Source organism: Serratia sp. NCCP-200 (genome assembly GCF_059697885.1).
Map to the genome: position 1 here is coordinate 229,036 of NZ_BAAKUJ010000006.1, position 26,637 is coordinate 255,672.

Here is a 26,637-nt window from a genome sequence, read left to right on the forward strand (position 1 = left end):
TTTAGGGCAGTGATGAATCCTGAAACAACGTCTGACAAGAATACCCCGGTGGTCGATAACGAACTCGATATCCGCGGTCTGTGCTGCACCCTGTGGCGCGGCAAAAAATGGATTATCGGTTTTGCGGTGATGTTTGCTGCCGTCGCGCTGATCGTTTCTTACCTGGTGAAACAGGAGTGGAGCGCCACGGCGATCACCGATAAGCCAACGGTGAATGCGCTAGGGGGATATTACTCTCAGCAGCAGTTCCTGCGTAACCTGGATCAGCGCACGCTGCCTGCGGTTGCCAGCGATCAGCCAGGCATCGCCGATGAAGCCTATAATGAATTTATCATGCAGTTGGCCGCCTATGACACGCGCCGTGATTTCTGGCTGCAAAGCGATTACTACAAGCAGCGCCAGGAAGGGGATGCCCGTGCCGATGCGGCGTTGCTTGATGACCTGATTAACAATATCCAGTTCACGCCGCGCGACGACAAAAAAGTGCTGAATGATAGCGTGAAACTCACCGCCGAGACCGCGCCAGACTCCAACCATCTGCTGCGTCAGTATGTTGCCTTTGCCAGCCACCGCGCGGCGCAGCATCTGAATGAAGAGATCCAGGGAGCCTGGGCGGCGCGTACCACCTCGATGAGTGCACAGGTCAAACGCCAGGAAGCGGTAGCCGATGCGGTGTATCAGCGTGAGCTCAAGACCGTGCAGCAGGCGCTGAAAATCGCCGAGCAGCAGGGGATTAGCCGTACGCAGACCGATACGCCAGCCGAACAACTGCCAGACTCCGATCTGTTCCTGCTGGGCAAACCTATGCTGCAGGCGCGTCTGGAAGGTTTACAGGCTTCTGGCCCGGCTTACGATGTAAGTTACGATCAGAACCGGGCGATGCTGGCAACTCTGAACGTTGGCCCGACGTTGGATGCCAAATTCCAGACCTACCGCTATTTACGTACGCCGGAAGAGCCGGTGAAACGTGATAGTCCACGCCGGGTATTCTGGCTGATTATGTGGGGCGCAATCGGTGGCCTGATTGGTGCGGGCGTTGCCTTGGTACGCCGGCCACGTAGTTAACCAATAATATAATAATTTCGCTGTTGGGCACTGAGTGCCCAACTTTGCAGGTTCGCCTGCACTTCACCGACCAAAAGAGATTCGCTGTGAAAGTGTTGACTGTTTTTGGCACCAGACCGGAAGCCATCAAAATGGCACCTCTGGTACATGCTCTGGCTCAGGATGATGCCTTTGAGTCAAGAGTCTGCGTTACGGCACAGCATCGCGAGATGCTGGATCAGGTACTGCGTTTGTTTGAAATCGTACCGGATTACGACCTGAATATTATGAAACCGGGCCAGGGGCTGAGTGAAATCACCTGCCGCATTCTGGAAGGGATCAAAGGCGTACTGGAGGACTTCAAGCCGGACGTGGTGTTGGTTCACGGTGACACGACGACCACCATGGCGACCAGCCTGGCGGCGTTTTATCAGCGTATCCCGGTGGGGCATGTCGAAGCGGGCCTGCGTACCGGTAATCTCTATTCTCCTTGGCCTGAAGAGGCCAACCGCAAGTTGACGGGGCATTTGGCGATGTATCACTTCTCGCCAACCGAAAATTCGCGGCAGAACCTGTTACGTGAATCGCTGCGGGACGACCATATTTTCGTCACGGGTAACACCGTGATCGATGCGTTGCTGTGGGTGCGCGACCGCATCATGCACAACCCAGAGCTGCGCAGCAGCCTTGACCAGCGTTATCCTTTCCTGGATGCCAACAAAAAGCTGATCCTGGTGACTGGGCACCGCCGCGAAAGCTTCGGCGGTGGGTTTGAGCGCATCTGTAGCGCCTTGGCCGAGATTGCTCTTCAGCATCCTGACGTGCAGGTGGTGTATCCGGTGCATCTCAACCCGAACGTCAGCGAGCCGGTTAACCGTATTTTGAAGGGGATCGATAACATCATTCTGATCGATCCGCAGGATTACCTGCCGTTTGTCTATCTGATGACGCGATCTTATCTGATCCTGACCGACTCGGGCGGCATTCAGGAAGAGGCGCCATCGCTGGGTAAACCGGTGTTAGTGATGCGTGATACCACCGAAAGGCCAGAAGCGGTAGATGCCGGCACGGTACAGCTGGTGGGAACGGACGTAGCTAAAATTGTTGATGCGGTAACCCGGTTATTGACAGACGAAGGCGAATACCACGCCATGAGCCGGGCGCATAACCCATACGGTGACGGGCATGCCTGCCAACGTATCCTCGAAGCTTTAAAGAATCATCAGGTGACACTATGAGTTTTAACACTATTTCAGTTATTGGCTTGGGCTATATTGGTTTGCCAACGGCGGCGGCGTTTGCTTCCCGCAAGAAAAAAGTGGTGGGCGTAGATGTTAACCAGCACGCGGTAGATACCATTAACCGCGGTGCCATCCACATCGTCGAACCTGATTTGGATCGCGTGGTAAAAGAAGCGGTAGAAGGCGGTTACCTGCAGGCGGTGACTAAACCGCTGGCGGCCGATGCGTTCTTGATCGCCGTACCAACGCCGTTCAAAGGGGATCACGAACCCGATCTGGCCTACGTTGAAGCCGCCGCCAAGTCATTGGCACCGGTACTGAAAAAGGGCGACCTGGTGATCCTGGAGTCCACGTCACCGGTGGGCGCTACCGAACAGATGGCCCTGTGGCTGGCAGAGGCGCGTAGCGATCTGAGCTTCCCGCAGGATGCCGGTGAGCAGGCCGACGTGAACATTGCCTACTGTCCTGAGCGCGTGCTGCCTGGGCAGGTGATGGTTGAGCTGATTCAGAACGACCGCGTGATTGGCGGGATGACGCCAAAATGCTCCGAGCGCGCCAGCGCGCTGTACAAGATTTTCCTCGAAGGTGAGTGTGTAATCACCAACTCGCGCACCGCCGAGATGTGCAAACTGACGGAAAACAGCTTCCGCGACGTTAACATCGCGTTTGCCAACGAGCTTTCGCTGATCTGTGCCGAGCAGGGCATTAACGTGTGGGAACTGATCCGCCTGGCCAACCGCCACCCGCGCGTCAACATTCTGCAACCTGGCCCAGGCGTGGGCGGGCACTGTATCGCCGTTGACCCTTGGTTCATCGTGGCGCAGAACCCGCAGCAGGCTCGTCTGATCCATACTGCGCGCCTGGTAAACGACGGCAAACCGCTCTGGGTGGTCGATCAAGTCAAGGCAGCCGTGGCAGATTGCCTGGCGGCCACCAACAAGCGCGCTTCTGAAGTGAAAATTGCCTGCTTCGGTTTGGCGTTCAAACCTAATATCGACGACCTGCGTGAAAGCCCGGCGGTTGAAGTAGCCCACCTGATTGCCGATTGGCACGTGGGTGAAACCCTGGCGGTCGAGCCTAACGTTGAGCAATTGCCGAAGTCACTGGCGGGCCACGTTACGCTGAAAAAACTGCCTGAGGCCTTACAGCAGGCGGATGTGATCGTCATGCTGGTCGATCATAAAGAATTCAAGGCCATCAGGCCGGAAGAGATTAAGCAGTCCTGGATCGTGGATACCAAAGGAGTTTGGCGTTGAAACGTATTTTGGTCACCGGCGGGGCCGGATTTATCGGCTCTGCCGTGGTAAGACATATCATCGAGGGGACCCGCGATAGCGTGGTGGTGGTTGATAAGCTCACCTATGCCGGTAACCTGGAGTCGCTGGCGGGTGTAGCGGACAACGAGCGCTATGCTTTCGAGCAGGTAGATATCTGCGACCGTGCCGCACTAGACCGCGTTTTTGCCCAGTACCAGCCGGATTTCGTGATGCACCTGGCGGCAGAAAGCCACGTTGACCGCTCGATCGACGGCCCGGCGGCCTTTATCGAAACCAACATCGTGGGTACTTACACCATGCTGGAAGCTGCCCGCCATTATTGGCAGGCGCTGGCGGCAGAGAAAAAGCAGGCTTTCCGCTTCCATCATATCTCTACCGATGAAGTGTACGGCGACCTGCACGGTACCGACGATCTGTTTACCGAAACCACGCCTTACGCGCCAAGCAGCCCGTATTCTGCCTCCAAGGCCTCAAGCGACCACCTGGTGCGCGCCTGGCTGCGTACCTACGGCTTCCCTACCGTCGTGACCAACTGCTCCAACAACTACGGCCCTTACCACTTCCCAGAGAAGCTGGTGCCGCTGGTGATCCTTAATGCCATCTCCGGCAAACCGCTGCCGGTCTACGGCGATGGTGCGCAGGTGCGTGACTGGCTGTTTGTGGAAGACCATGCGCGGGCGTTATATCAGGTGGTGACAGAAGGTGTGATAGGGGAGACCTATAACATCGGCGGCCACAACGAGCGCAAAAACATCGAAGTGGTACAGACCATCTGCGATCTGCTGGAAGAACTGGCACCGAACAAACCGCAGGGCGTGGCGAAATATCGCGATCTGATCACTTACGTTAAAGATCGCCCAGGCCATGATATGCGTTATGCCATCGACGCGGGCAAAATTGAACGTGAACTGGGTTGGCGCCCACAGGAAACCTTTGAAAGCGGCATCCGCAAAACGGTTTCCTGGTATCTGAACAATGAAACCTGGTGGCGCCGCGTGCAAGACGGTTCCTATGCAGGCGAGCGTTTAGGGCTAAACCAATAATCCTATCTAGGTAAACGCACGGAAGGCTATAAGCGCCGTGCGGCTAGCGGAAGTTCAGGAGTCATGATGAAAGGTATTATTCTAGCCGGCGGTTCGGGGACGCGTTTGCATCCGATCACCCGCGGCGTCTCCAAGCAGTTGCTGCCCATTTACGATAAACCGATGATTTACTATCCGCTCTCGGTGCTGATGCTGGCCGGGATCCGCGATATTCTGATTATCTCTACGCCTGAAGATCTGCCCTCGTTTCGCCGTTTGTTGGGCAGCGGTGAAGAGTTTGGTATCAACCTCAGCTACGCCGAACAACCGAGCCCGGACGGGTTGGCGCAGGCCTTCCTGATTGGCGAAGAGTTTATCGGCGGCGAGCCGTGCTGCCTGGTGCTGGGCGACAATATCTACTTCGGCCAGGGCTTCAGCCCGAAACTCAAAAGCGTGGTCCAGAGTCTGAAAGGTGCCACGGTATTCGGTTACCAGGTCATGGACCCAGAGCGCTTTGGCGTAGTGGAGTTCGACGATAACTTCCGCGCGCTGTCGATTGAAGAAAAGCCGTTGAAGCCGAAGTCCAACTGGGCGGTCACCGGTCTCTATTTCTATGACAACCAGGTGGTGGATTTCGCCAAGCAGGTGAAGCCTTCCGAACGCGGCGAGCTGGAAATTACCAGCATCAACCAGATGTATCTGGAGCGTGGCGAGCTGAGCGTCGAGCTGCTGGGGCGTGGTTTTGCCTGGCTCGATACCGGTACCCACGACAGCCTGATCGAAGCCAGTACCTTTGTGCAGACGGTAGAGAAGCGCCAGGGGTTCAAGATTGCCTGTCTGGAAGAGATCGCCTGGCGTAACGGCTGGCTGGATGATGATGGCGTAAGACGCTCGGCGCAGGCGTTAGCCAAAACCGGCTATGGTAAATACTTACTGGATTTACTGCATGTCCGTCCACGCCAATATTGAGCCTTTGGGCTGGGAAAGCGAGTATTTCCAACTCACCAGCGCCAAATTGCATTTTGACGATGCTGCTCCTGCGCTTACGGCAACTGAACTGGATGCGTTTGCGCTGGTTCAGGCCAAGATCCCGGCCCAGCGTCTAGATTTGGCCGATGGTTTGGCTAGCGTGGGGTTTCGGCTGGTAGAGGGCGAAGTGGACTTTGCCCTGGCAATTGGCACAGATTGTGCATTGAATTTACCGGCCATCCGCATCGCCCAGCCCGAAGATATTCCACTGTTGCGTTCGGTGGCGGCCAAGGTTTTTGCCGCCAGCCGTTTTCGCGCGCCTTGGTATGAGCCGCAGGACAGCGGGCGTTTTTACGCCACCTGGATTGAAAAAGCGGTGCTGGGGACGTTTGACCATCAGTGCCTGCTGGTGCTGGGTAGCGATGGGGAGCCAGAAGGGTTTGTCAGCCTGCGTGATATTGGCCAGCAAGAGGCGCGTATCGGCCTGCTGGCGGCATTCCCAGGTGTACAAGGTAAAGGGACCGGTTCTCGGCTGATGACTGCCGCGATCGCCTGGTGCCAGCAGCAACGGCTGCAGCGCCTGCGGATCGCGACTCAAATAAGTAATATTGCCGCGTTACGGCTCTATCAACGGCACGGTGCCACCCTAGAAAGCACCGCGTATTGGTTCTATAGAGGTTTACATGATCCCATTTAACGCTCCACCGGTTGTTGGCACGGAACTCGATTATATGCAGGCTGCGATGAGCAGCGGCAAACTCTGTGGTGACGGTGGTTTTACCCGTCGCTGCCAGCAGTGGATGGAACAGCATTTTGGCTGCCCGAAAGTGCTGCTGACGCCGTCTTGCACCGCGTCACTGGAAATGGCCGCCATCCTGCTGGATATCCAGCCGGGTGATGAAGTGATCATGCCGAGTTACACCTTCGTGTCCACCGCTAACGCCTTTGTGCTGCGCGGGGCGGTGATGGTGTTTGTCGATCTGCGTCCAGACACCATGAACATCGATGAGACCAAGATCGAAGCGGCGATCACCGATAAAACCCGCGCCATCGTGCCGGTGCATTACGCTGGCGTAGCCTGTGAAATGGACACCATCATGGCGCTGGCGAAGAAGTACAACCTGATGGTGGTGGAAGATGCCGCGCAGGGCGTGATGTCGACCTATAAAGGCAAAGCCTTGGGGACTATCGGCCATATCGGCTGCTTCAGTTTCCATGAGACCAAAAACTACACCGCTGGCGGTGAAGGTGGCGCGACGCTGATTAACGACCCTGCCCTGATCGATCGTGCCGAAGTGATCCGTGAAAAAGGCACCAACCGCAGCCAGTTCTTCCGTGGTCAGGTAGACAAATATACCTGGCGCGATATTGGTTCCAGCTATCTGATGTCAGATCTGCAAGCCGCTTATCTGTGGGCGCAGCTGGAAGCCGCCGAGACTATCAACCAGCGTCGTCTGAAGCTGTGGCAGAACTATTACGATGCATTGAAACCGTTGGCGGACTCAGGGCGTATCGCCTTGCCGGTCATTCCGGCCAACTGCGTGCACAACGCCCATATGTTCTACATCAAGCTGAAAGACGTGCAGGATCGTACCGCGTTTATCGACTACCTGAAAGAAGCCGAAATCATGTCGGTGTTCCACTACATCCCACTGCACGCCTGCCCAGCGGGTGAGAAGTTTGGCCGTTTCTCCGGCGAAGACCGCTTCACCACCAAAGAGAGCGAGCGTCTGGTGCGTCTGCCGCTGTTCTTTAACATGTCAGACGTCAATCAACGTACGGTGATCAATACCATCCTGAGCTTCCTCGCCTGATATGTCACTGGCAAAAGCATCGATTTGGACCGCTGGCTCCACGCTGATCAAAATTGGCGTGGGGTTGCTGGTGGTAAAAATGCTGGCGGTGGCCTTCGGCCCCAGCGGGGTTGGGCAGGCGGGTAACTTCCGCCAGTTGATCACCGTGCTGGGCGTGCTGTCGGGGGCCGGGATTTTTAACGGTATTACCAAGTATGTGGCGGAATATCATCAGGATCCGCAGCGGTTGCGGATGGCGGTGGGCACCGCATCCAGCATCGTGCTGGGTTTCTCAACCCTGCTGGCGCTGGTGTTCCTGTTTGCTGCCGAGCCGATCAGCCGTGGGCTGTTTGGCCATGGCGACTATGTGAACGTGGTGCGGGCGGTGGCCTTTATCCAGATGGGGATTGCCTACGCCAACCTGTTCCTGGCGATCCTCAAAGGTTATCGCGATGCGATGGGTAACGCGCTGGCGGTGATCGCCGGTAGCCTGATCGGCGTGGTGGCCTTTACGCTATGCTTTAAGCTGGGCGGTTATGAAGGCGCGTTGGCCGGGTTGGCTCTGGTTCCTGCCCTGGTGGTGTTGCCTGCTGGTTTCATGCTGTGGCGGCGCAAGGCGCTGCCGCTGCGTTATCTGGCGCTGGCCTGGGATAAGGCGCTGGCCAGCCATCTCGGTAAGTTTACCCTGATGGCGCTGATCACCTCCGTGACCTTGCCGGTTGCCTATGTAATGATGCGTAACCTGTTGGCGGAACATTACGGCTGGGACGAAGTGGGGATCTGGCAAGGGGTGAGCAGTATCTCCGATGCCTACCTGCAGTTTATTACCGCTTCTTTCACCGTTTACCTGCTGCCAACGCTGTCGCGCCTGCAAGAGAAAAGCGCCATTTCGCGGGAGATCGTGCGCTCGCTGAAGTTTGTGCTGCCTGCGGTCGCCGCTGCCAGCTTTACCGTCTGGCTGCTGCGTGACTTCGCCATCTGGCTGCTGTTCTCTGAGAAATTCGTTGCCATGCGCGATCTGTTCGCCTGGCAACTGGTGGGGGACGTGCTGAAAGTCGGGGCCTACGTCTTCGGTTACCTGGTGATCGCCAAGGCGTCGCTCCGTTTTTATATTCTGACAGAGGTCAGCCAGTTTGCCTTGCTGACGCTGTTCTCGCACTGGCTGATCCCGCTGCACGGCGCATTAGGGGCGGCACAGGCCTATATGGCAACCTACATCGTGTATTTTGCGCTCTGTAGCTGCGTATTTATTCTTTATCGTAGACGAGTATGACCATACTAATCCACGTACTGGGATCTGATATCCCGCATCATAATCAGACGGTGCTGCGCTTCTTTAATGACGTGCTGGCTGACCGCCTGCCCGCAGAACAAGTGTGTCACTTCATGGTGGCAGCCAAAGACGTGGCCGCGTTGGGTCACTTTCCCAAACTGACCATCGAGGCTTTCCCTGGCAAAAAGAGCCTGGCAGAGGCAGTGATTGCCCGTGCCAAGGCCAACCGTGACACTCGCCTGTTCCTGCATGGCCAGTTTAACGCAACGTTGTGGCTGGCCTTGCTGAGCGGCAAGATCAAGCCGCGCCAGGTGAGCTGGCATATCTGGGGGGCCGATCTGTATGAAAACGCCACCAGTTGGAAATACCGCCTGTTCTACGTGCTGCGCCGCATTGCCCAAGGGCGGGTGGGACACGTGTTTGCTACCCGAGGCGACCTGATCCACTATCAGCAGCGGCACGCACGCGTTCCGGCCTCGCTGCTGTATTTCCCGACGCGGATGGACCCAGCGTTGACAGGTATCGAAGTCGAAAAGAACCTGGCTGGGCCGATGACTATCCTGGTGGGCAACTCTGGTGATACCACCAACCGCCATATTGAGGCGTTGCAGGCGATCCATCAGCAATTTGGTGACAAGGTGCGGGTGATTTTGCCGATGGGGTATCCGGCCAATAACGACGCCTATATTGCCCAGGTGCGCGCGGCGGGTCTGAAGCTGTTCTCCGAACAGAATCTGCAACTGCTGACCCAGCAGGTGGCGTTTGACGATTATCTCAATATCCTGCGTGAGTGCGATCTCGGCTACTTCATTTTCGATCGCCAGCAGGGGATCGGTACGCTGTGCCTGTTGATCCAGTTTGGCGTGCCTTTTGTACTGAGCCGCAAGAATCCGTTCTGGCAGGACTTGGCCGAGCAGCATTTGCCGGTGCTGTTTTATGGCGACTCGCTGGATGAAGCCGTGGTGCGCGAATCACAGCGCCAACTGGCAACGCTGGATAAGCAGTCTATCGCCTTTTTCAATCCGAACTACGTGGATGGCTGGCAGCAGGCATTGGCGCTGGCGGCGGGGGAAAACCCATGACGCTGGCACAGTTTGGCGGGCTGTTTGTCGTCTATCTGATCGGGGCGCTGTTTGTGCTGACCCTGACCTATCAGGAGTTTCGGCGCGTCCGCTTCAACTTTAACGTCTTCTTTTCCCTGCTCTATCTGCTGACGTTTTACTTTGGCTTCCCGCTGACCTGCCTGCTGGTGTTCCAGTTTGACGTGGCCGTGGTGCCGGTAGAGTTCCTGCTATACGCCATCCTTTCGGCTACCGCCTTCTACGCGATTTACTACGTCAGCTACAAGACGCGGTTGCGTAAACGCACTGGCCAGCCGCATAAGCCGGTGTTCACCATGAACCGGGTTGAGACGCATATCACCTGGATATTGCTGGCGCTGGTGGCGATCGGCACCGTGGGCATCTTCTTTATGCAGAACGGCTTCCTGCTGTTCAAGCTCAACTCCTACAGCCAAATCTTCTCCAGCGATGTGTCAGGGGTGGCGCTCAAGCGCTTCTTCTACTTCTTCATCCCGGCGATGCTGGTGGTCTATTTCCTGAAGCAGGATCTGCGCGCCTGGTTCTTCTTCCTGGCGGCCACGGTGGCGTTTGGCATTCTGACCTACGTGATCGTGGGCGGTACCCGTGCCAACATCATCATCGCGTTCGCTCTATTCCTGTTTATCGGCATTGTGCGCGGCTGGATCTCGCTGTGGATGTTGGTAGCCGCCGGGGTGTTCGGCATCGTCGGCATGTTCTGGCTGGCGCTGAAACGCTATAGCCTGGATGTCAGCGGCCCGGAAGCGTTCTACACTTTCCTGTATCTGACCCGTGATACCTTCTCGCCGTGGGAGAACCTGGGGCTACTGCTGCAAAATTACGACAAGATCGATTTCCAGGGGTTGGCCCCAATCGTGCGTGATTTCTATGTCTTTATCCCTGCCTGGCTATGGCCGGGGCGGCCGGATCTGGTGCTGAATACTGCCAACTACTTTACCTGGGAAGTGTTGGACAACCATTCCGGGCTGGCGATTTCCCCAACGCTGATTGGCTCGCTGGTGGTGATGGGTGGGGTGCTGTTTATCCCACTGGGCGCCATTGTGGTGGGCCTGATCATCAAGTGGTTCGACTGGCTGTATGAGCTGGGCAAAAGTGAACAGAACCGCTTTAAGGCGGCGATTTTGCAAGGGTTCTGCTTTGGTGCGGTGTTTAATATCATCGTGCTGGCGCGTGAGGGGGTCGATTCGTTTGTCTCACGCGTAGTGTTCTTCTGCATCATTTTTGGTGCCTGCCTGATATTGGCAAAATTACTGTACTGGCTGTTTGATGCTGCCGGGCTTATCAAGACTCGAATTATGCGCAAGCGCGCGTTGGCTCCAGCAGCCAACTCCCTTGTGCCAAGGTAATAGTGACAATGGAAGCAAACATTTCGGTTCCCAAGTATGAGCTGCGCGGTTTCAGCCTGTGGGGCTTTCGCAACATGGCGCAGTGCATGGATTTTCTGTTCGACGGTGGCAGGGTCAAGCAAGGCACCCTGGTAGCGATGAACGCCGAGAAAATCCTCAATGCAGAAACCGATCCGGCGCTACATGCCTTGCTGGATGAGGCTGAGTACAAATATGCCGATGGCATCAGCATGGTGCGCTCCATCCGCCGCAAGTATCCTGGCGCGGAGGTGTCGCGCGTGGCTGGGGCCGATCTGTGGGAAGCCATGATGCAGCGCGCCGGGCAGGAAGGTACGCCAGTGTTTCTGGTTGGCGGCAAGCCTTCGGTGCTGGCAGAGACCGAGCAGAAGCTGCGTAGTCAGTGGAATGTGAATCTGGTTGGCAGCCAGGATGGCTACTTCAAACCAGAACAGCGGGATGCCTTGTTTGAACGCATTCGTGCCAGCGGCGCGGCTATCGTGACCGTGGCAATGGGATCGCCCAAGCAGGAAATCCTGATGCGGGATTGCCGCAAGGTACATCCCCAGGCGCTGTATATGGGGGTTGGCGGCACCTATGACGTGTTTACCGGCCATGTGAAGCGTGCGCCCAAGGTGTGGCAGAATCTGGGCCTGGAGTGGCTCTATCGCCTGCTCAGCCAGCCGAGCCGTATTCGCCGCCAACTTCGGCTACTCAAGTTCGTCGGTTATTACTATACCGGCAAGATGTGATCCTTCGGCTGGAGCAGCCACTCCGTTGCTCCAGCGTCTGTCTTGCGCAAATAATCTCCCTATCGGCCATAACGTGGTCAAAGCTATAACCTCGGTTAATCATTCCCTCGTCACTTATTCCATAAGGTTTTAATTTGCGGTTTGCTTATGGCGGCAAAATGCGAAACCATAGCGCCCGAAAATTTCCCCAGGCCGCAGCGGCACTTCTCCGCCATTAAATTGTGCGGATGACTCCTTAAGTTCCGTTTTGCCCGGCGGGGGGGAATTACACTCAACTTGTCTAAAACAATAATGACCGGCACCGATCGGCAGGCAAACAACATCATAAAAAATATAACTGAGGATTTATGGCAAGCAAAGAAAAGCCACCGGGTTTACATCGCGGGTTAGAAGCGCGACATATAGAGCTGATCGCCCTGGGCGGCACGATCGGCGTGGGTCTGTTTATGGGGTCAGCCAGTACGTTGAAATGGGCCGGGCCTTCGGTGCTGCTGGCCTATATCATCGCCGGCCTGTTTGTGTTCTTCATCATGCGCTCGATGGGCGAGATGTTGTTCCTGGAGCCGGTGGCGGGCTCTTTCGCCGTCTATGCGCACAAATATATGAACCCCTTTTTCGGCTACCTCACCGCCTGGGGCTACTGGTTTATGTGGCTTGCCGTGGGGATATCGGAAATCACGGCTATCGGCGTCTATGTGCAGTTCTGGTTCCCAGAGATACCGCAGTGGCTGCCTGCGTTAATTGCGGTCGCTATGGTCGCGTTAGCCAACCTGGCGGCGGTGCGCCTGTACGGTGAACTGGAGTTCTGGTTTGCCATGATTAAGGTCACCACCATTATCGTGATGATCCTGGTGGGCTTGGGGGTTATCTTCTTCGGCTTCGGCAACGGCGGGCAGCCGACCGGGTTTGCCAACCTGACGGCTCACGGCGGCTTCTTTGCCGGTGGCTGGAAAGGCTTCCTGTTTGCGCTGTGTATCGTGGTGGCCTCTTACCAGGGAGTTGAGCTGGTCGGCATTACCGCCGGGGAAGCCAAGAACCCGCAGGTAACGCTCAAACGGGCGATCAACAACATCCTGTGGCGCATCCTGATTTTCTATGTCGGTGCCATCTTCGTGATTGTCACCATCTTCCCGTGGAACGGTATCGGCACCGCTGGCAGCCCGTTTGTGCTGACCTTTGCCAAGATTGGTATTGTTGCTGCAGCAGGTATCATCAACTTTGTGGTGCTGACCGCCGCACTCTCCGGCTGCAACAGCGGCATGTATAGCGGCGGCCGCATGCTCTATGCCTTGGCCAAGAACCGTCAACTGCCTGCGGCATTGACCAGGCTTTCTGCCAGCGGCGTGCCGGTCAACTGTATTGCCATCACCATCATTTGCCTGTTGGCGGGGTCTGCGCTGAACTACGTTATTCCCAATCCTCAGCAGGTGTTCGTCTATGTCTATAGCGCCAGCGTGCTGCCGGGCATGATGCCGTGGTTCGTGGTGCTGATCAGCCAGATCTACTTCCGCCGAGCCCACAAAGAAGCGATGAAGACTCACAGCTTCAAGTCATTTATGTTCCCTTACATGAACTACCTGACCATCGCTTTCCTGATTTGTGTGCTGGTTGGCATGGGGATCAATCCGGATACGCGGATTTCGTTGGTGGTGGGGATGATTTTCCTGGCTGCGGTGAGCCTGTGCTACTTTGTCTTCGGGATGCACAAAGTCCATCATCAGCCTGAAAAGCGGACAGAAAGTCAGCGTTAACCATAAGAAAAGGGCCTTGCCGGGCCCTTTCTGCTGCAAGAGTGAGCAAAGGGTCAGCGAACTCAACATTTCTGAGAAAAAGCACTAGACAGGATGGGCATAAAACCGTAGTATCCCCACCCGCAACGGCGCTACGCGCCCGTAGCTCAGCTGGATAGAGCGCTGCCCTCCGGAGGCAGAGGTCTCAGGTTCGAATCCTGTCGGGCGCGCCATTAATTTTGTGCGCAGGAGCTGCGGTGGTATGATTACCGCGTGAAGTAAGCAGTAGATAAAGTAGTTATGGTGGCTATAGCTCAGTTGGTAGAGCCCTGGATTGTGATTCCAGTTGTCGTGGGTTCGAGCCCCATTAGCCACCCCACTTTACCTAGGGTAAAGTAAAAGAATTGAAAGCTGTTTTGTGACAGTGCGAAGGTGGCGGAATTGGTAGACGCGCTAGCTTCAGGTGTTAGTGTTCTTACGGACGTGAGGGTTCAAGTCCCTCTCTTCGCACCACACACAAAATGTCTGATAAATTTAATATTTACATAGACATAGGCTGTAAAGTTCGGTAGTATCAGCAACAAGAAATCGGCGAGTAGCGCAGCTTGGTAGCGCAACTGGTTTGGGACCAGTGGGTCGGAGGTTCGAATCCTCTCTCGCCGACCAATTTCAAGAAAGCCCGCTTTTAAAGCGGGCTTTTTTACGTCTATTGTAGGGGCGCTGCATGCCGCGCCCGTTCAGCAACCCGTTCAGCAATGAGCGGGTTTTTTGCTTTTTATACTGGCGGAAAGGGTGGGCGTCCGATACCTGAGATATCGTGCTGGCCCCTCACCCTAACCCTCTCCCACAGGGAGAGGGAACCGATCGAGTTCGTTGATCTCTCTGCGTAATGCCCGGCCTTTCTTCTTACTCATCACTCTCCGAAGCGGTACGGGCTAATCGGGCACTCCAGACTTGGGAATCGATCGAGTTCGTTGATTTCTCTGCGTAATGCCCGGCCTTTCTTCTTACTCATCACTCTCCGAAGCGGTACGGGCTAATCGGGCGCTCCAGACAACTTCCTCTCTTTTGGGGATCGATCGAGTTCGTTGATTTCTCTGCGTAATGCCCGGCTTTTCTTCTTACTCATCACTCTCCGAAGCGGTACGGGCTAATCGGGCACTCCAGACTTGGGGATCGATCGAGTTCGTTGATTTCTCTGCGTAATGCCCGGCCTTTCTTCTTACTCATCACTTTCCGAAGCGGTACGGGCTAATCAAGGGCTCAGGGCAGCTCCCTCTCCCTGTGGGAGAGGGTTGGGGTGAGGGGAAGCAGACAACTTTAGAGCTGGCCTTACAAGGAAATGATCAAAAGGAAGCAGAGATAAGCGCTGGAAAAATGGCAGGGTGCAAAAATGGAGGATAAACAACGCCACGACTTCTGGAGCATATCGGCATCATGCCGTTCTTGCCCCAGATAACAGTCGTTTTATTTCAGGCAGGCGTTACGTCGGCAATCAGAGATTGATGGTGCCGAATGAGAAGTCTACGTTGTTGAAAGCGGTGATGATTTTGTTGATCAGTTTCATAGTGGTAGTCCCCAGAGAGTGATTAATAGTGTGATTCACGTCACACAAACAGGCTACACCTGGCCGGCAAAGCGATCAAGTATTTTGTGATGAATATCACAAAAATATTAAACCGACGTTTTATTTTACCGTGAGTCGTTTTATCGAGCGGCGTTATCTTGGCAAACCCTACGAAATTTCAACCTGTCTCCTTTTGTCCTGTATGGGCATGCCTGTTGTCGTCAGTTTGAGACATTTAACATGATGATTTTAATCAATAAAAAAGACTTCTCATTAACCCGTCGTTTTAAGGCGACAGGATCCGTAGAGGGGCAAATTGCAGCGAACGGGAGGGAAAAATCAGAGGGGTCAATGGAGATGATTTTAAATCTTTTAAATTCAAAATGATGAGTTAATTTTTTGCCTGTTGGCACTCAGTAGTTAAAAGTTGGCACGCCAAGTGCAATATCTCTATCGTAGATGCTCATTCCACTTCTTATGTTCGCCTTAGGCCTCATAAACCCAGGAATGATGCAGAGCCGATTTTAGGGTGCCTATTGCCCACCTGAACGATGAAAGGGTTGCTTGCAACGGCTTCATCACACACCGGGCAAAACGTTGAGTGAGGCACCACCCCAGTTGTCCTAGACCTGATTGCTTCTTTTATACACTTGTCTCGCGGCAAGTGTTTTTTTTTGCCCCAAGGAAAGTTTCAGGCAAAAAAAGGGCCCAGCACGGCATGCTGAGCCCTGACAAGCCAACCGGGGAGGTTACTCGCCGTTTTGCTTAAGCGTTAACATCAGCCCTTCACGGCGCATCTGTGTGGCTTCGTCGCTGCGGTGCAGCTTATCCAACGCATCTGCCAACCAGGCGTAGTCGTAGGCATCTGGCCGCTGTTGCAGTGCTGCATGGAACGCATCACTGGCTTGCTGCCATTCACCGTGCTTCATCAGTAACTGACCCAGCGTGCTGTTAAGCAACGGCGTCGCGCCATGCTGCTTGATCTGTTGGCGTAACGCTTTCTCCAACTGCTCCGGGTTGCCAGACTTGATACGTGGGATCAACAACACCAACCGTTCGTCGTATTGGCGCTTCAGACCGTCCAGCACAATGCTTTGTGCCAGTTCATGGTCATTACACTCAATAAGATGTTCCACCATCGCTACCTGTAGCGGGATTTCGTGGCGGATTTTACGGCTCTGATCTTTCCACCAGCGTTTTAATCCTTCACTGCCTTCATCGGCCATGGCCTGATTCATCAGGCCGATATAGGCCTGTTGCTGTAAAGCCTGTAGCTCTTCTTCGCTGTGCAGGTTGATTTTGCTCATCGAAGGCAGAATTTCCAGCAGTGAGGCATAAGCTCCGGTGCGCAGATAGGCCTGCTCCGCCAGCCGCAGCACTTCCGGGTGACGCGGTGCCTGATTCAGCAAGCTATCGACGCCGTGCCGTGCCGCATGGGCTTCACCCTGAGCCAACTGAATACGCACGCGGGTAATGTCTACCGGCAACTGATCGGTATCGGCAGCCTCTGCGGCACGCTCCAGATACTGATTGGTGCGGAAGCCATCGCCACGTTGCTGCGCAGCTTCCGCCGCCAGCAGGTAGTTCACCACCGGTTGCTCGGCATGATCGGCATTGCGGGTCAGCAGTTTCTCTACCTGCTTGTAATCCCCTTCCGCCAGTTTGATCAGCGCCGCTTTGGTTTGCTTACGGGCGCGGCTGCGTTTGCGGCCAAGGAACCAGCCACGGGTGCGCGCGCCAGTGCGGAAGACGCGGCGCAGGATCCATTCGATGACAAACAGCGCCAGGAACAGCAGCACCGCCATAATCACCAGACCGGTGACGCTGGTTTCGACGTTGTAATTGTCGGTCTGGATCAGCACATAGCCTTGGTGCCCGGCCAGCATCGGCCCCAGCACCAGGCTGGCAATCAGCACCAGAAACAGGAATAACACGCGTAACATGGCTTATCCCTCCTGGTGAGTGGCAGGGGCCTGGGCCAACAGATTACGTACCCGGGTCTGCATCAGTTTTTCCAGCATCGGCTGGCTTTTCAACTGGCCCGGTACGTCCATGGAGATCGATTGCTGGCTCAGGTTGTCCAACTCTTCCAGAAACGCCTTGGTAGCCGGATCGGTGGTATCGAAGTAGGCGCGTACCCAGGTTGATACCGTTTCCAGCGACTGTTTATACACTTCGTTCTGATGACGAGGGATAGCCTGTGCGGCAACCAGCAGGCGCGAACGGATATTCTCACGCAGGTAAACATCCTGATTCGGCGCCAGCAGCGGTTCAGCACTGCTATCACGACGGCGGACGGTAATAAAGTCCGCCATAAAGTTGTGCCAGCTCTTGGTCAGGTTTTGACGCCATTCGCTCAACGAACTGGACAGCTCGCCGTCGTCTTCATCCATTGGCCGTTCGTCACGGTTGTTATCCGCCAGACGCAGGTCGTCGACCTGATTGGACAGCTGGTTGACCTTCAGGATGATGCCGTCAAAATCTATCTGCGCCACGGCGGAAAGGGTGCTGACATCTTCGGTGATGGCGCGGCGAATATCGATCAGGCTAGGATCGTTCATCTCTGCCAGGCTAGCGTCGGCGCTTTTCAGCAGCGCAGCCGCGGTGGTGACATCCTGATCGCTCCACAGTTTGCGGCCTGCCATTTTCACCAGGAAGTCCGCCTGTGCCAGCAACCAGGTTTTGGCATCGCTGCCGGAAATGGTGGCAACCTTATCTTGCAGTTCATTGAGCTGACGCACCAGCGAGGTTTGCTCGCGATCGGTGGCCTCCAGCGTTTTACCCTGCTGTTGCAGCAAGCCTTCCAGCGCGCTCTTTTCCTGCTGCTGGCTTTGTTTAAGCTCGGCCAACTGTTGCTGTAAGGCCTGGTTGGCGGCGATCAATGTCTGAGCCTGCTGGTGCGTGTGATAATAGCCGCCAGCACCCAGAGCGATGACCAGCACGATGGCAATCGCACCCAATACCGGGCCGGTGTTCTTGCCTTTCCGGTGGTCAGCGGCTGGCTGCTGGGGGCTCTCAACCGCTGGGTTTGATTCTTCAACCGCGGCGGATGGAGTGTTTTGTTCCGTCATAGTGGCACATCCCATAGTCAGGTTATTGTAGCGCGCGGATCAGCGCGTCATTATCTGCGTTTTCAGCTACCCGAATCTTGCTCCAACCCAGCTCCTGGGCAAGGGTAGCAAGACGTTCACTGACCACTATCAGGCGGCAACGTAACAGCCACGAAGAGCGATAGTAATCAGGAACTAAAGTATAGAGCTGTTGTAACATTTCGCCGCTGGTCACTACCAGCGTATTGATACCGGCGCGTTGCCAGTGGGCGCTTTGCTCACTGCCATCATAGTGCACCGGGCTGCGTTGATAACATTCATAATAGCTTACCACTGCACCCCGCTCAGCCAGCGTCTCGCCTAGCAGCTCGCGGCCGCCGTTGCCCCGCATGATCAACGCTCGTTTACCGGTGAGCTGTTGCAACGCGGGCAGCAGCAGCAGCATTTCGCTGATTTCACGCTCACGCGGATAGTCTACCGGCAGGCTGCTGATGCGATGCATTGCCAGTGCGGTGGTGCGGCCAATAGCATAATAGGACAACTGGCCAGGCCATTGAAGCCCGGCACGATTGATGACCGAACTGGCATAGCTGACGGCGTGCTGCGACAGGGCAAACACCAGGTCGCCCGCCTGCAACTCTGCCAGCCCCTGAGGTAAGCGGATAAGATCGTTACCGGGGGCGAAGTCGATCAGCGGCGCGTGAAAGGCAACCCGGCCAAGTGCGCGCAGGCGGCTCACCAGTTGTTCCCCGGCGGGAGAAGGGCGGGTTACCAGAATAGTCATGCAGGAGGATTTCCCTGATAAACATCATGCAGGATCTCACGGGCACCGGCAGCTAACAGTTCTTCTGCCAGTTCTACACCCATTTGCTCTGCCTGTGCTGATGGGCCACGGCGTTCACCGCAAACCATCTGGCTGCCGTCGGGGGCCCCGACCAGCGCACGTAACCACAGCTCATCGCCTGTCAGTTCGGCATAGCTTCCGATAGGAACCTGGCATCCGCCTTCCAGGCGGGTGTTCATCGCCCGTTCTGCGCGGACACGAATTTCGGTTTCGCGATGGTTGAGCGGAGCCAGTAAGGCGCGGGTGACATCATCGTCAAGGCGGCATTCGATACCCACCGCACCCTGGCCGACCGCAGGCAAGGATTCTTCGGGGCTTAACGGGGAACGGATACGCTGTTCCAGACCCAGGCGTTTTAGCCCGGCCACGGCCAGAATAATGGCGTCGTAATCGCCGTTATCCAGTTTACCCAACCTTGTGCCGACGTTGCCACGCAGATCGCGCACGATCAGGTCCGGACGACGGCGACGCAGCTGGCATTGACGGCGCAGACTGGAGGTACCGACCACGCTGCCTAGCGGCAGTTGATCGAGTGAGGCAAAGTTATTGGAGACGAAAGCGTCACGCGGGTCGTCACGTTCACAGATGGTGACCAGCCCCAAGCCAGCGGGGAAGTCGACGGGGACGTCTTTCATCGAGTGCACGGCAATGTCTGCCCGGCCTTCCAGCAGAGCCAGCTCAAGTTCTTTGACGAACAGCCCCTTACCGCCAACCTTGGCCAGCGGCGTATCCAGAATGATGTCTCCGCGCGTGACCATAGGCACCAGTTCCACCTGCAGGCCAGGGTGGCTAGCCATCAGACGCTGCTGAACGTAGTGTGCCTGCCATAGGGCAAGTGGGCTCTGACGGGTGGCAATTCGAATAATTTTGTCTAACATGCTGGTTACCGTTTTTATAATTCGCCGTCCATCCTACCACTGAGGATCAAAACTGTCAGTGCAAGAAGCCACAGGCGGAGAAAGGACAACGGAATCAAAGGGGCGTGAGGGGAAGTTGGTGGCAGTTCACACTGCGGGTAAATCATTTATAGAAGCGCTAGGATAAGTGTGTCGCTTTACCTCCTTTACGGTCAATCAGCAAGGTGTTAGATTGATCACGTTTCCAGCAATAAGTCGTCAAAAATTCTTCTAAACTAAAGACGCAGCGGGAATACGGGTTTTTTTCAAGCATCGGGATAATCAGGCGAGACGTCTTGTACCTCTACATCGAGACACTGAAACAAAGACTGGATGCGATCAACCAACTACGTGTCGATCGTGCCCTGGCGGCCATGAAGCCCGCGTTCCAACGGGTCTACAGTCTGCTGCCTACCTTATTGCACCACCATCATCCACTGATGCCGGGCTACCTCAACGGTAACGTTCCCCATGGCATCTGTATCTACACGCCTGATGAAACCCAACAAGCTTATCTCAATGATTTAGAAGACAAATGGGGCAGCCCGTTTGAAAAAATGGCCACGGGCGAACTGCCGATTACGGCGCTTTATTCCATGGGCAGCACCTCCTCGATCGGCCAGAGCTGCACCTCGGATCTGGATATCTGGGTCTGCCACCAATCCTGGCTAGACAACGAAGAACGCAGCCGCCTGCAGCAAAAATGCAGCCTGTTGGAGAAATGGGCTGCCTCGATGGGGGTGGAAGTCAGCTTCTTCCTGATCGACGAAAACCGCTTCCGCCATAATGAAAGCGGCAGCCTGGGCGGTGAAGACTGCGGCTCAACCCAACATATTCTGTTGCTTGATGAGTTCTACCGCACGGCCGTGCGCCTGGCAGGGAAACGTATCCTGTGGAACATGGTGCCGGGCGAAGAGGAAGCGCATTACGATGAATATGTGCTTTCGCTCTATTCCCAGGGGGTATTAACCCCAAATGAGTGGCTGGATCTCGGCGGATTGAGCACGCTCTCTGCCGAAGAGTACTTCGGTGCAAGCCTGTGGCAGCTGTATAAGAGCATTGATTCGCCCTACAAGGCGGTGCTGAAAACGCTGCTGCTCGAAGCCTATTCATGGGAATACCCGAAAACTCAGTTGCTGGCGATGGGGATCAAACATCGTCTGCACCAGGGGGAGATCGTCTGCTTTGGCCTTGATGCCTATTGCATGATGCTCGAGCGCGTCACCCACTATCTGACTGAAATCAACGATACCACCCGCCTTGACCTGGTTCGCCGCTGCTTCTATCTGAAGGTCTGCGAGAAGCTGTCACAGTCCAACAACGCCACTATCGGCTGGCGGCGGGAAATCCTCAGCCAACTGGTCAGTGAGTGGGGCTGGGACGAAGAGCGGTTGGAGATCCTCGATAACCGGGCTAACTGGAAGATCGAACGGGTGCGCGAAGCCCATAACGAACTGCTGGATGCGATGATGCAAAGCTATCGCAACCTGATCCGCTTCGCTCGGCGCAACAACCTCAGCGTCAGTGCCAGCCCGCAGGATATCGGGGTATTGACCCGTAAACTGTACGCGGCCTTCGAGGCACTGCCGGGTAAGGTGACGCTGGTGAACCCGCAAATTTCACCCGACCTGTCAGAAAACGACCTGACCTTTATTCACGTACCGATTGGCCGCGCCAACCGCACCGGCTGGTACCTGTATAACCAGGCACCGGAGATGAGCTCGATCGTCAGCCATCAGCCGCTGGAATATAACCGCTATCTAAACAAGCTGGTGGCCTGGGCCTATTTCAACGGCCTGCTCACTTCGCGCACCCGCTTGCATATCAAGAGTGGCAATATCTGCGACACCGCCAAACTGCAGGAATTGGTTACCGACGTGTCGCACCATTTCCCGCTGCGCTTGGCCGCTCCAACGCCGAAAGCGCTCTACAGCCCGTGCGAAATCCGCCATCTGGCAATTATCGTCAACCTGGAAAATGACCCGACGGCGGCCTTCCGTAATCAGGTGGTGCATTTCGATTTCCGCAAGCTGGACGTGTTCAGCTTTGGCCAGCAGCAACAATGCCTGGTTGGCAGTATCGATCTGCTGTATCGCAACTCATGGAACGAAGTGCGTACCCTGCATTTCAGCGGTGAGCAGTCGGTGCTTGAAGCGTTGAAGACCATTCTGGGCAAGATGCATCAGGATGCGGCACCGCCGGAATCGGTGGAGGTGTTCTGCTATAGCCAGCACTTACGTGGCCTGATCCGTACCCGCATTCAACAACTGGTTTCCGAGTGTATCGAGCTGCGTCTTTCCAGCACTCGCCTGGAGCCGGGCCGGTTTAAAGCGGTGCGAGTGGCCGGGCAAACCTGGGGCCTGTTCTTCGAACGCCTGAGCGTGTCGGTGCAGAAGCTGGAAAACGCCGTGGAGTTCTACGGGGCGATCTCCAACAACAAACTGCATGGTCTGTCGATCAAGGTGGAAACCGATCAGGTGCATTTGCCACCGGTGGTTGATGGTTTTGCCAGCGAGGGGATCATCCAGTTCTTCTTTGAAGACACCACAGATGATAAAGGCTTCAATATTTACATTCTGGATGAGTCGAACCGGGTTGAGGTTTATCACCACTGTGAAGGGAGCAAAGAGGAGTTGGTGCGTGACGTCAGCCGCTTCTATTCCTCCTCACACGATCGCTTTACCTACGGCTCCAGCTTTATCAACTTCAACCTGCCGCAGTTCTATCAGATTGTGCATATCGATGGCCGTACTCAGGTGATCCCTTTCCGCAGCAATGCGCTGTCGAACCTGTGTATCTCGGTCGCCGACGGCAATGCCGCACAGCCTCTGAAGCAACAGTTCCAGCTGCATTAATGCTTGAGGGCGCAGTAGCTTGCGCCCCTCAGCAAAACTCAGCTAAAACTGACCGTCTCGCCGGACTGTGTGCTGGCCGCCTCACTCAGCAACTCATAAAATTCCCGGCCGCTGCGATCGCAATGCCAGCTCTCGTCACGATAGCTAAAGTGATAGCCACCGGCCTTGGTGGCCAGCCACACCTGGTGCAGCGGCTCCTGACGGTTGATCACAATCTTGCTGCCGTTTTCGAAGCTTAGCGTCATCACCCCGCCGTTGGTTTCGTAATCGATATCCGCATCACCATCAAAATCGTCTAGGGTCTGTTCAATATTCAGCATCAGTTGGTCGGCCAACTGGTGAAACTCGCTATCGTTCATATTCGATTCCTATTGCTTTTCATGATCCACCTGCGATTATAGTGAGCTTGGACGCATGAATTACAGGCATTAATGCAAATGAAAAAACAACTACGCTATGCGCTGATGGCCGTTTTGCTGGCTGGGCTCTCTGGCTGTGGCCTGAAGGGCCCGCTGTATTTTCCACCGCAGGACAAACCGGCAGAGCAACCGGTAACCAGTGCTGGCACCGTTAGCAAAAACCAACAAGAACCCGCTGGCACTCAGCAGCAACCGTCGATGAGCAATCAGTAATGAGCCTTTATGGTGGTTAATGCCACCATAAATATCAGACGGTACGTCGTCCAGATAGCGGAGTATGATATGCAGTTCTCCAAAATGCACGGTTTAGGCAACGACTTTATGGTGGTCGATGCCGTTACACAGAACGTCTATTTTTCACCTGAGCTGATCCGCCGCCTGGCCGACCGGCATTTGGGCGTGGGTTTTGACCAGATGCTGGTGGTAGAACCGCCGTACGATCCCGAACTCGATTTCCATTACCGCATTTTCAATGCTGACGGTAGCGAAGTGGCCCAGTGCGGCAACGGCGCCCGCTGTTTTGCCCGCTTTGTGCGCTTGAAAGGCTTGACCAACAAACGTGATATCCGTGTCAGCACCCAGACCGGGCGCATGATCCTTAGCGTCACCGATGATGACCTGGTGTGCGTCAATATGGGCGAGCCGAATTTCGATCCGCAGATCGTGCCGTTTCGCGCCACCAAAGCGGAAAAAACCTACATCATGCGCGCGGCGGAACATACGGTGCTGTGCGGCGTGGTCTCAATGGGTAACCCACATTGTGTGTTGCAGGTGGACGACGTGAAAACCGCCAAGGTGGAACTGCTGGGGCCGGTACTGGAAGGGCACGATCGCTTTCCGGAACGCGCCAACATCGGCTTTATGCAGGTGGTGAGCCGTGAGCACATCAAACTGCGGGTTTATGAGCGCGGTGCCGGTGAAACGCAGGCTTGTGGCAGCGGTGCCTGTGCCGCCGTGGCGGTGGGCATTCAACAAGAGCTACTGGCGGAAGAGGTGCATGTCGAACTGCCCGGCGGTAGCCTGCATATTCGCTGGAAGGGGCCAGGGGAGCCGTTATTTATGACCGGCCCGGCCACCCATGTTTATGACGGATTTATTCACTTATGAAGCAGGTTGACGATCGGATAGCCACGGGCGTTGAGCTTGATGATGACACGGTGATGCAATTTCTGATGCAGAATCCGGACTTCTTTATGCGCAATGCACGGCTGGTTGAACAGATGCGAGTGCCTCACCCGGTGCGGGGCACGGTATCGTTGGTGGAATGGCATCTGGCGCGTCAGCGCAACCAAATCACCCAGTTGGAAGAAGAGATCACCTTGCTGATGGAGCAGGCCAGTGCCAACGAATCGCTGTTTGGCAGCCTGCTGCATCTACAGGCTGACCTGGCCACCGCCAGCAGCCTGCAGGATATGCTCAACCGCTTGCAGCGTTGGGCGCGCGGGTTTGGGCTGGCAGGGGCGAATATCCGCCTGTTTGCCGATCGCTGGAATATTGGCGCACCGTCGGATTTCACCCATCTTGGCCTGACGCGCTCGGCGTTTGAGCCGCTGCGTATTCAACGCCTGGGCGATCGCTATCACTACCTCGGCAACCTCAATGGCCCCGAACTGCTGCTGTTGCTGCCGCAGGCCAAACAGGTTGGCTCCGTGGCGCTGTCATTGCTGGGGGATCAGGGCGATCTTGGCATGGTGATCTTCAGCAGCCGCGATACTCAACATTATCAACAGGGGATGGGCACCGTGATGCTCGGCCAGTTGGCGCGTATGTTGCCAAAACTGTTGGAACGCTGGATAGAACGGGCATGACCGGCGTAGCGGCCAACCTGCAACCGCCGGTGGACGCTTTCCTGCGTTATTTAAAGGTGGAGCGGCAACTCAGCCCACTGACTCAGATCAGCTATTCGCGCCAGCTGCAGGCGTTGATCGCCATGGCAATCGAGCTGGGCATCAGCGAATGGCCGATGCTGGATGCCGCCAGAGTGCGTCAGCTGGCAGCCCGCAGTAAGCGCGCCGGATTACAGTCTTCCAGCCTGGCGCTACGCCTCTCCGCATTACGCAGTTTTCTGGACTGGCTGGTCGGCCAGGGCGTGATAAGCGCCAACCCCGCCAAAGGCATCCGCACGCCGCGCAGTGGCCGTCATTTGCCGAAGAATATCGACGTCGACGAAATGAACCAACTGCTGAACATCGATCTCAACGATCCGCTAGCGGTTCGCGATCGTGCGATGCTGGAAGTGATGTACGGGGCCGGGCTGCGTCTGGCCGAACTGGTGGGGTTGGATTGCCGCCATGTCGATCTGGGCGGCGGTGAGATATGGGTGCTGGGGAAAGGCAGCAAAGAACGTAAATTGCCGATAGGCCGTACGGCGGTTACCTGGCTGGAGCACTGGCTGGCGCTGCGCGATCTGTTTGCACCGCAGGATGATGCCATGTTCCTCTCCAATCAGGGCAAGCGCATCTCGGCGCGCAACGTGCAAAAACGTTTTGCCGAGTGGGGCGTCAAGCAGGGCGTCAACAGCCATATCCATCCGCACAAGCTGCGCCACTCTTTTGCCACCCATATGCTGGAATCGAGCGGCGATCTGCGCGCGGTGCAGGAGTTGCTGGGGCACGCCAACCTGACCACCACGCAAATTTATACCCACCTCGACTTTCAACATCTGGCGAACGTGTACGATGCCGCGCATCCACGCGCCAAACGAGGGAAATCCTGATGCACTTTTACCGTCCGTTACGCCCACTGGCCGCGCTGACTTTCGATCTGGACGACACGCTGTATGACAACCGTCCGGTGATCAAGCAGACCGAGCATGAGTCGGTGGCCTTTTTGCAGAACTACCATCCTGGATTGAGCCACTTTCAGTCGGCGGATTTCCACCGTTTGCGGCAGGAACTGCGTGAACAGGATCCGGAGATTTACCACGACGTTACCCAATGGCGCTGGCGGGCGGTCCACCTGGCGTTGAGCCGTCAGGGGCTGCGCAATGCTGAAGCGTCCATCGGTGCGGATGCCGCCATGCAGAACTTTGCCCTGTGGCGTAGCCGGATCGATGTGCCAGAAGCCACTCACGCGACCTTGCGGGCGCTGGGGCAACGTTATCCGCTGGTGGCGATCACCAATGGCAATGCCGATCCGGCCCAGTGCGGGTTGGAGCAATACTTCCAGTTTGTGCTGCGCTCCGGGCCAGATGGCCGCGCCAAGCCTTATCAGGATATGTATCAACTGGCGGTGGAAAGGTTGGGCGTGGCACCGGAACAAATCCTACACGTCGGGGATGACCTGACCACCGACGTTGCCGGGGCGCTGCGTTCGGGCCTGCAAGCCTGCTGGATCAACGACCGTCAGCGGAGCCTGATGCAGGTAGCTGACAGCCGCCTGCTGCCACATATTGAGATTTCGCAGTTGGCATCGCTGACAGCATTGTTATAATCCCAGCAGAACTCTGTATAAATTCCCAGT

General features: G+C 55.9%; 23 protein-coding genes and 4 tRNA genes. 22 read left to right on the forward strand and 5 right to left on the reverse strand.

Annotated elements, in window-relative coordinates; translation table 11 throughout:
* The first annotated feature begins 12 nt into the window (after nt 1–12).
* The 16 genes from wzzE (at nt 13) to AC6HVW_RS19790 (ending at nt 14,210) form a co-directional block, all read left to right on the forward strand.
* Nucleotides 13–1,065: an ECA polysaccharide chain length modulation protein gene (gene wzzE / locus AC6HVW_RS19715; RefSeq protein WP_071681737.1), complete on the forward strand. Its 1,053-nt coding sequence runs from the start codon at nt 13–15 to the stop codon at nt 1,063–1,065.
* A gap of 86 nt (nt 1,066–1,151) precedes the next feature.
* Nucleotides 1,152–2,282 carry a non-hydrolyzing UDP-N-acetylglucosamine 2-epimerase gene (gene wecB, locus AC6HVW_RS19720; protein ID WP_021181555.1) on the forward strand — a complete coding sequence of 377 codons (1,131 nt, stop codon included), beginning with the start codon at nt 1,152–1,154 and terminating at the stop codon, nt 2,280–2,282.
* Entirely contained in the window at nt 2,279–3,541 is a 1,263-nt protein-coding gene (gene wecC, locus AC6HVW_RS19725) for a UDP-N-acetyl-D-mannosamine dehydrogenase (protein ID WP_024484184.1), read from the forward strand. The genes wecB and wecC overlap by 4 nt, the downstream gene beginning before the upstream one ends.
* On the forward strand, nt 3,538–4,605 hold the full coding sequence (rffG, locus tag AC6HVW_RS19730; RefSeq protein ID WP_021807748.1) for a dTDP-glucose 4,6-dehydratase: 1,068 nt from the start codon (nt 3,538–3,540) through the stop codon (nt 4,603–4,605). The genes wecC and rffG overlap by 4 nt, the downstream gene beginning before the upstream one ends.
* Before the next feature lie 66 nt (nt 4,606–4,671).
* Nucleotides 4,672–5,553: a glucose-1-phosphate thymidylyltransferase RfbA gene (gene rfbA, locus AC6HVW_RS19735; protein WP_021807749.1), complete on the forward strand. Its 882-nt coding sequence runs from the start codon at nt 4,672–4,674 to the stop codon at nt 5,551–5,553.
* A complete protein-coding gene (rffC, locus tag AC6HVW_RS19740; protein ID WP_071681739.1) occupies nt 5,531–6,250 on the forward strand; it encodes a dTDP-4-amino-4,6-dideoxy-D-galactose acyltransferase in 720 nt (239 codons plus the stop codon). Before rfbA ends, rffC begins: the two co-directional genes overlap by 23 nt.
* Complete coding sequence (rffA, locus tag AC6HVW_RS19745) at nt 6,237–7,367, forward strand: dTDP-4-amino-4,6-dideoxygalactose transaminase (protein WP_037376578.1); 1,131 nt, start codon at nt 6,237–6,239, stop codon at nt 7,365–7,367. The genes rffC and rffA overlap by 14 nt, the downstream gene beginning before the upstream one ends.
* 1 nt (nt 7,368) lies before the next feature.
* Nucleotides 7,369–8,619 carry a lipid III flippase WzxE gene (wzxE, locus tag AC6HVW_RS19750; RefSeq protein WP_059199111.1) on the forward strand — a complete coding sequence of 417 codons (1,251 nt, stop codon included), beginning with the start codon at nt 7,369–7,371 and terminating at the stop codon, nt 8,617–8,619.
* Nucleotides 8,616–9,701, forward strand: coding sequence for a TDP-N-acetylfucosamine:lipid II N-acetylfucosaminyltransferase (locus AC6HVW_RS19755; protein ID WP_037376579.1), 1,086 nt, complete (start codon nt 8,616–8,618; stop codon nt 9,699–9,701). Before wzxE ends, AC6HVW_RS19755 begins: the two co-directional genes overlap by 4 nt.
* On the forward strand, nt 9,698–11,065 hold the full coding sequence (gene wzyE / locus AC6HVW_RS19760; protein WP_021807752.1) for an ECA oligosaccharide polymerase: 1,368 nt from the start codon (nt 9,698–9,700) through the stop codon (nt 11,063–11,065). The genes AC6HVW_RS19755 and wzyE overlap by 4 nt, the downstream gene beginning before the upstream one ends.
* Before the next feature lie 8 nt (nt 11,066–11,073).
* Complete coding sequence (gene wecG / locus AC6HVW_RS19765; RefSeq protein WP_021807753.1) at nt 11,074–11,814, forward strand: lipopolysaccharide N-acetylmannosaminouronosyltransferase; 741 nt, start codon at nt 11,074–11,076, stop codon at nt 11,812–11,814.
* A gap of 347 nt (nt 11,815–12,161) precedes the next feature.
* Entirely contained in the window at nt 12,162–13,565 is a 1,404-nt protein-coding gene (thrP, locus tag AC6HVW_RS19770) for a bifunctional threonine/serine APC transporter ThrP (RefSeq protein ID WP_071681743.1), read from the forward strand.
* Nucleotides 13,566–13,700: 135 nt separating this feature from the next.
* A tRNA-Arg gene (locus AC6HVW_RS19775) sits at nt 13,701–13,777 on the forward strand.
* Between the two features lie 70 nt (nt 13,778–13,847).
* Nucleotides 13,848–13,923, forward strand: a tRNA-His gene (locus AC6HVW_RS19780).
* A gap of 47 nt (nt 13,924–13,970) precedes the next feature.
* Nucleotides 13,971–14,057 (forward strand) — tRNA-Leu (locus tag AC6HVW_RS19785).
* A gap of 76 nt (nt 14,058–14,133) precedes the next feature.
* Nucleotides 14,134–14,210, forward strand: a tRNA-Pro gene (locus AC6HVW_RS19790).
* A gap of 1,650 nt (nt 14,211–15,860) precedes the next feature.
* On the opposite strand, the gene hemY is transcribed toward AC6HVW_RS19790, so the two are convergent.
* The 4 genes from hemY to hemC are packed head-to-tail and all read right to left on the reverse strand — an operon-like array spanning nt 15,861 to nt 19,883.
* Nucleotides 15,861–17,054, reverse strand: coding sequence for a protoheme IX biogenesis protein HemY (gene hemY / locus AC6HVW_RS19795; protein WP_024484173.1), 1,194 nt, complete (start codon nt 17,052–17,054; stop codon nt 15,861–15,863).
* Nucleotides 17,055–17,057: 3 nt separating this feature from the next.
* A complete protein-coding gene (gene hemX / locus AC6HVW_RS19800; RefSeq protein WP_071681745.1) occupies nt 17,058–18,182 on the reverse strand; it encodes a uroporphyrinogen-III C-methyltransferase in 1,125 nt (374 codons plus the stop codon).
* Between the two features lie 22 nt (nt 18,183–18,204).
* Nucleotides 18,205–18,945: a uroporphyrinogen-III synthase gene (gene hemD / locus AC6HVW_RS19805; protein ID WP_071681747.1), complete on the reverse strand. Its 741-nt coding sequence runs from the start codon at nt 18,943–18,945 to the stop codon at nt 18,205–18,207.
* The gene (gene hemC, locus AC6HVW_RS19810; protein ID WP_071681749.1) at nt 18,942–19,883 is read right to left on the reverse strand and encodes a hydroxymethylbilane synthase; all 942 of its coding nucleotides are present in this window, start codon (nt 19,881–19,883) and stop codon (nt 18,942–18,944) included. The genes hemD and hemC overlap by 4 nt, the downstream gene beginning before the upstream one ends.
* A gap of 314 nt (nt 19,884–20,197) precedes the next feature.
* On the opposite strand from hemC, the gene AC6HVW_RS19815 reads away from it, so the two are divergent.
* The gene (locus AC6HVW_RS19815; RefSeq protein WP_021181540.1) at nt 20,198–22,756 is read left to right on the forward strand and encodes a class I adenylate cyclase; all 2,559 of its coding nucleotides are present in this window, start codon (nt 20,198–20,200) and stop codon (nt 22,754–22,756) included.
* A 38-nt stretch (nt 22,757–22,794) separates the two neighbouring features.
* Here AC6HVW_RS19815 and cyaY read toward each other — a convergent pair whose 3' ends face one another.
* Nucleotides 22,795–23,115, reverse strand: coding sequence for an iron donor protein CyaY (cyaY, locus tag AC6HVW_RS19820; protein WP_021807760.1), 321 nt, complete (start codon nt 23,113–23,115; stop codon nt 22,795–22,797).
* Between the two features lie 78 nt (nt 23,116–23,193).
* Here cyaY and lptM point away from each other — a divergent pair, with 78 nt between their 5' ends.
* The 5 genes from lptM (at nt 23,194) to yigB (ending at nt 26,607) form a co-directional block, all read left to right on the forward strand.
* Nucleotides 23,194–23,388 (forward strand): LPS translocon maturation chaperone LptM, encoded by a 195-nt coding sequence (gene lptM, locus AC6HVW_RS19825; RefSeq protein ID WP_301178823.1) that lies wholly within the window; start codon nt 23,194–23,196, stop codon nt 23,386–23,388.
* 69 nt (nt 23,389–23,457) lie between these two features.
* Nucleotides 23,458–24,282 (forward strand): diaminopimelate epimerase, encoded by an 825-nt coding sequence (gene dapF, locus AC6HVW_RS19830; RefSeq protein ID WP_021181537.1) that lies wholly within the window; start codon nt 23,458–23,460, stop codon nt 24,280–24,282.
* Complete coding sequence (locus AC6HVW_RS19835; protein WP_186486905.1) at nt 24,279–24,983, forward strand: DUF484 domain-containing protein; 705 nt, start codon at nt 24,279–24,281, stop codon at nt 24,981–24,983. The genes dapF and AC6HVW_RS19835 overlap by 4 nt, the downstream gene beginning before the upstream one ends.
* Nucleotides 24,980–25,891, forward strand: coding sequence for a tyrosine recombinase XerC (xerC, locus tag AC6HVW_RS19840; RefSeq protein ID WP_021807764.1), 912 nt, complete (start codon nt 24,980–24,982; stop codon nt 25,889–25,891). The genes AC6HVW_RS19835 and xerC overlap by 4 nt, the downstream gene beginning before the upstream one ends.
* Nucleotides 25,891–26,607: a 5-amino-6-(5-phospho-D-ribitylamino)uracil phosphatase YigB gene (gene yigB, locus AC6HVW_RS19845; RefSeq protein WP_071681753.1), complete on the forward strand. Its 717-nt coding sequence runs from the start codon at nt 25,891–25,893 to the stop codon at nt 26,605–26,607. The genes xerC and yigB overlap by 1 nt, the downstream gene beginning before the upstream one ends.
* The last annotated feature ends 30 nt before the right edge of the window (nt 26,608–26,637 follow it).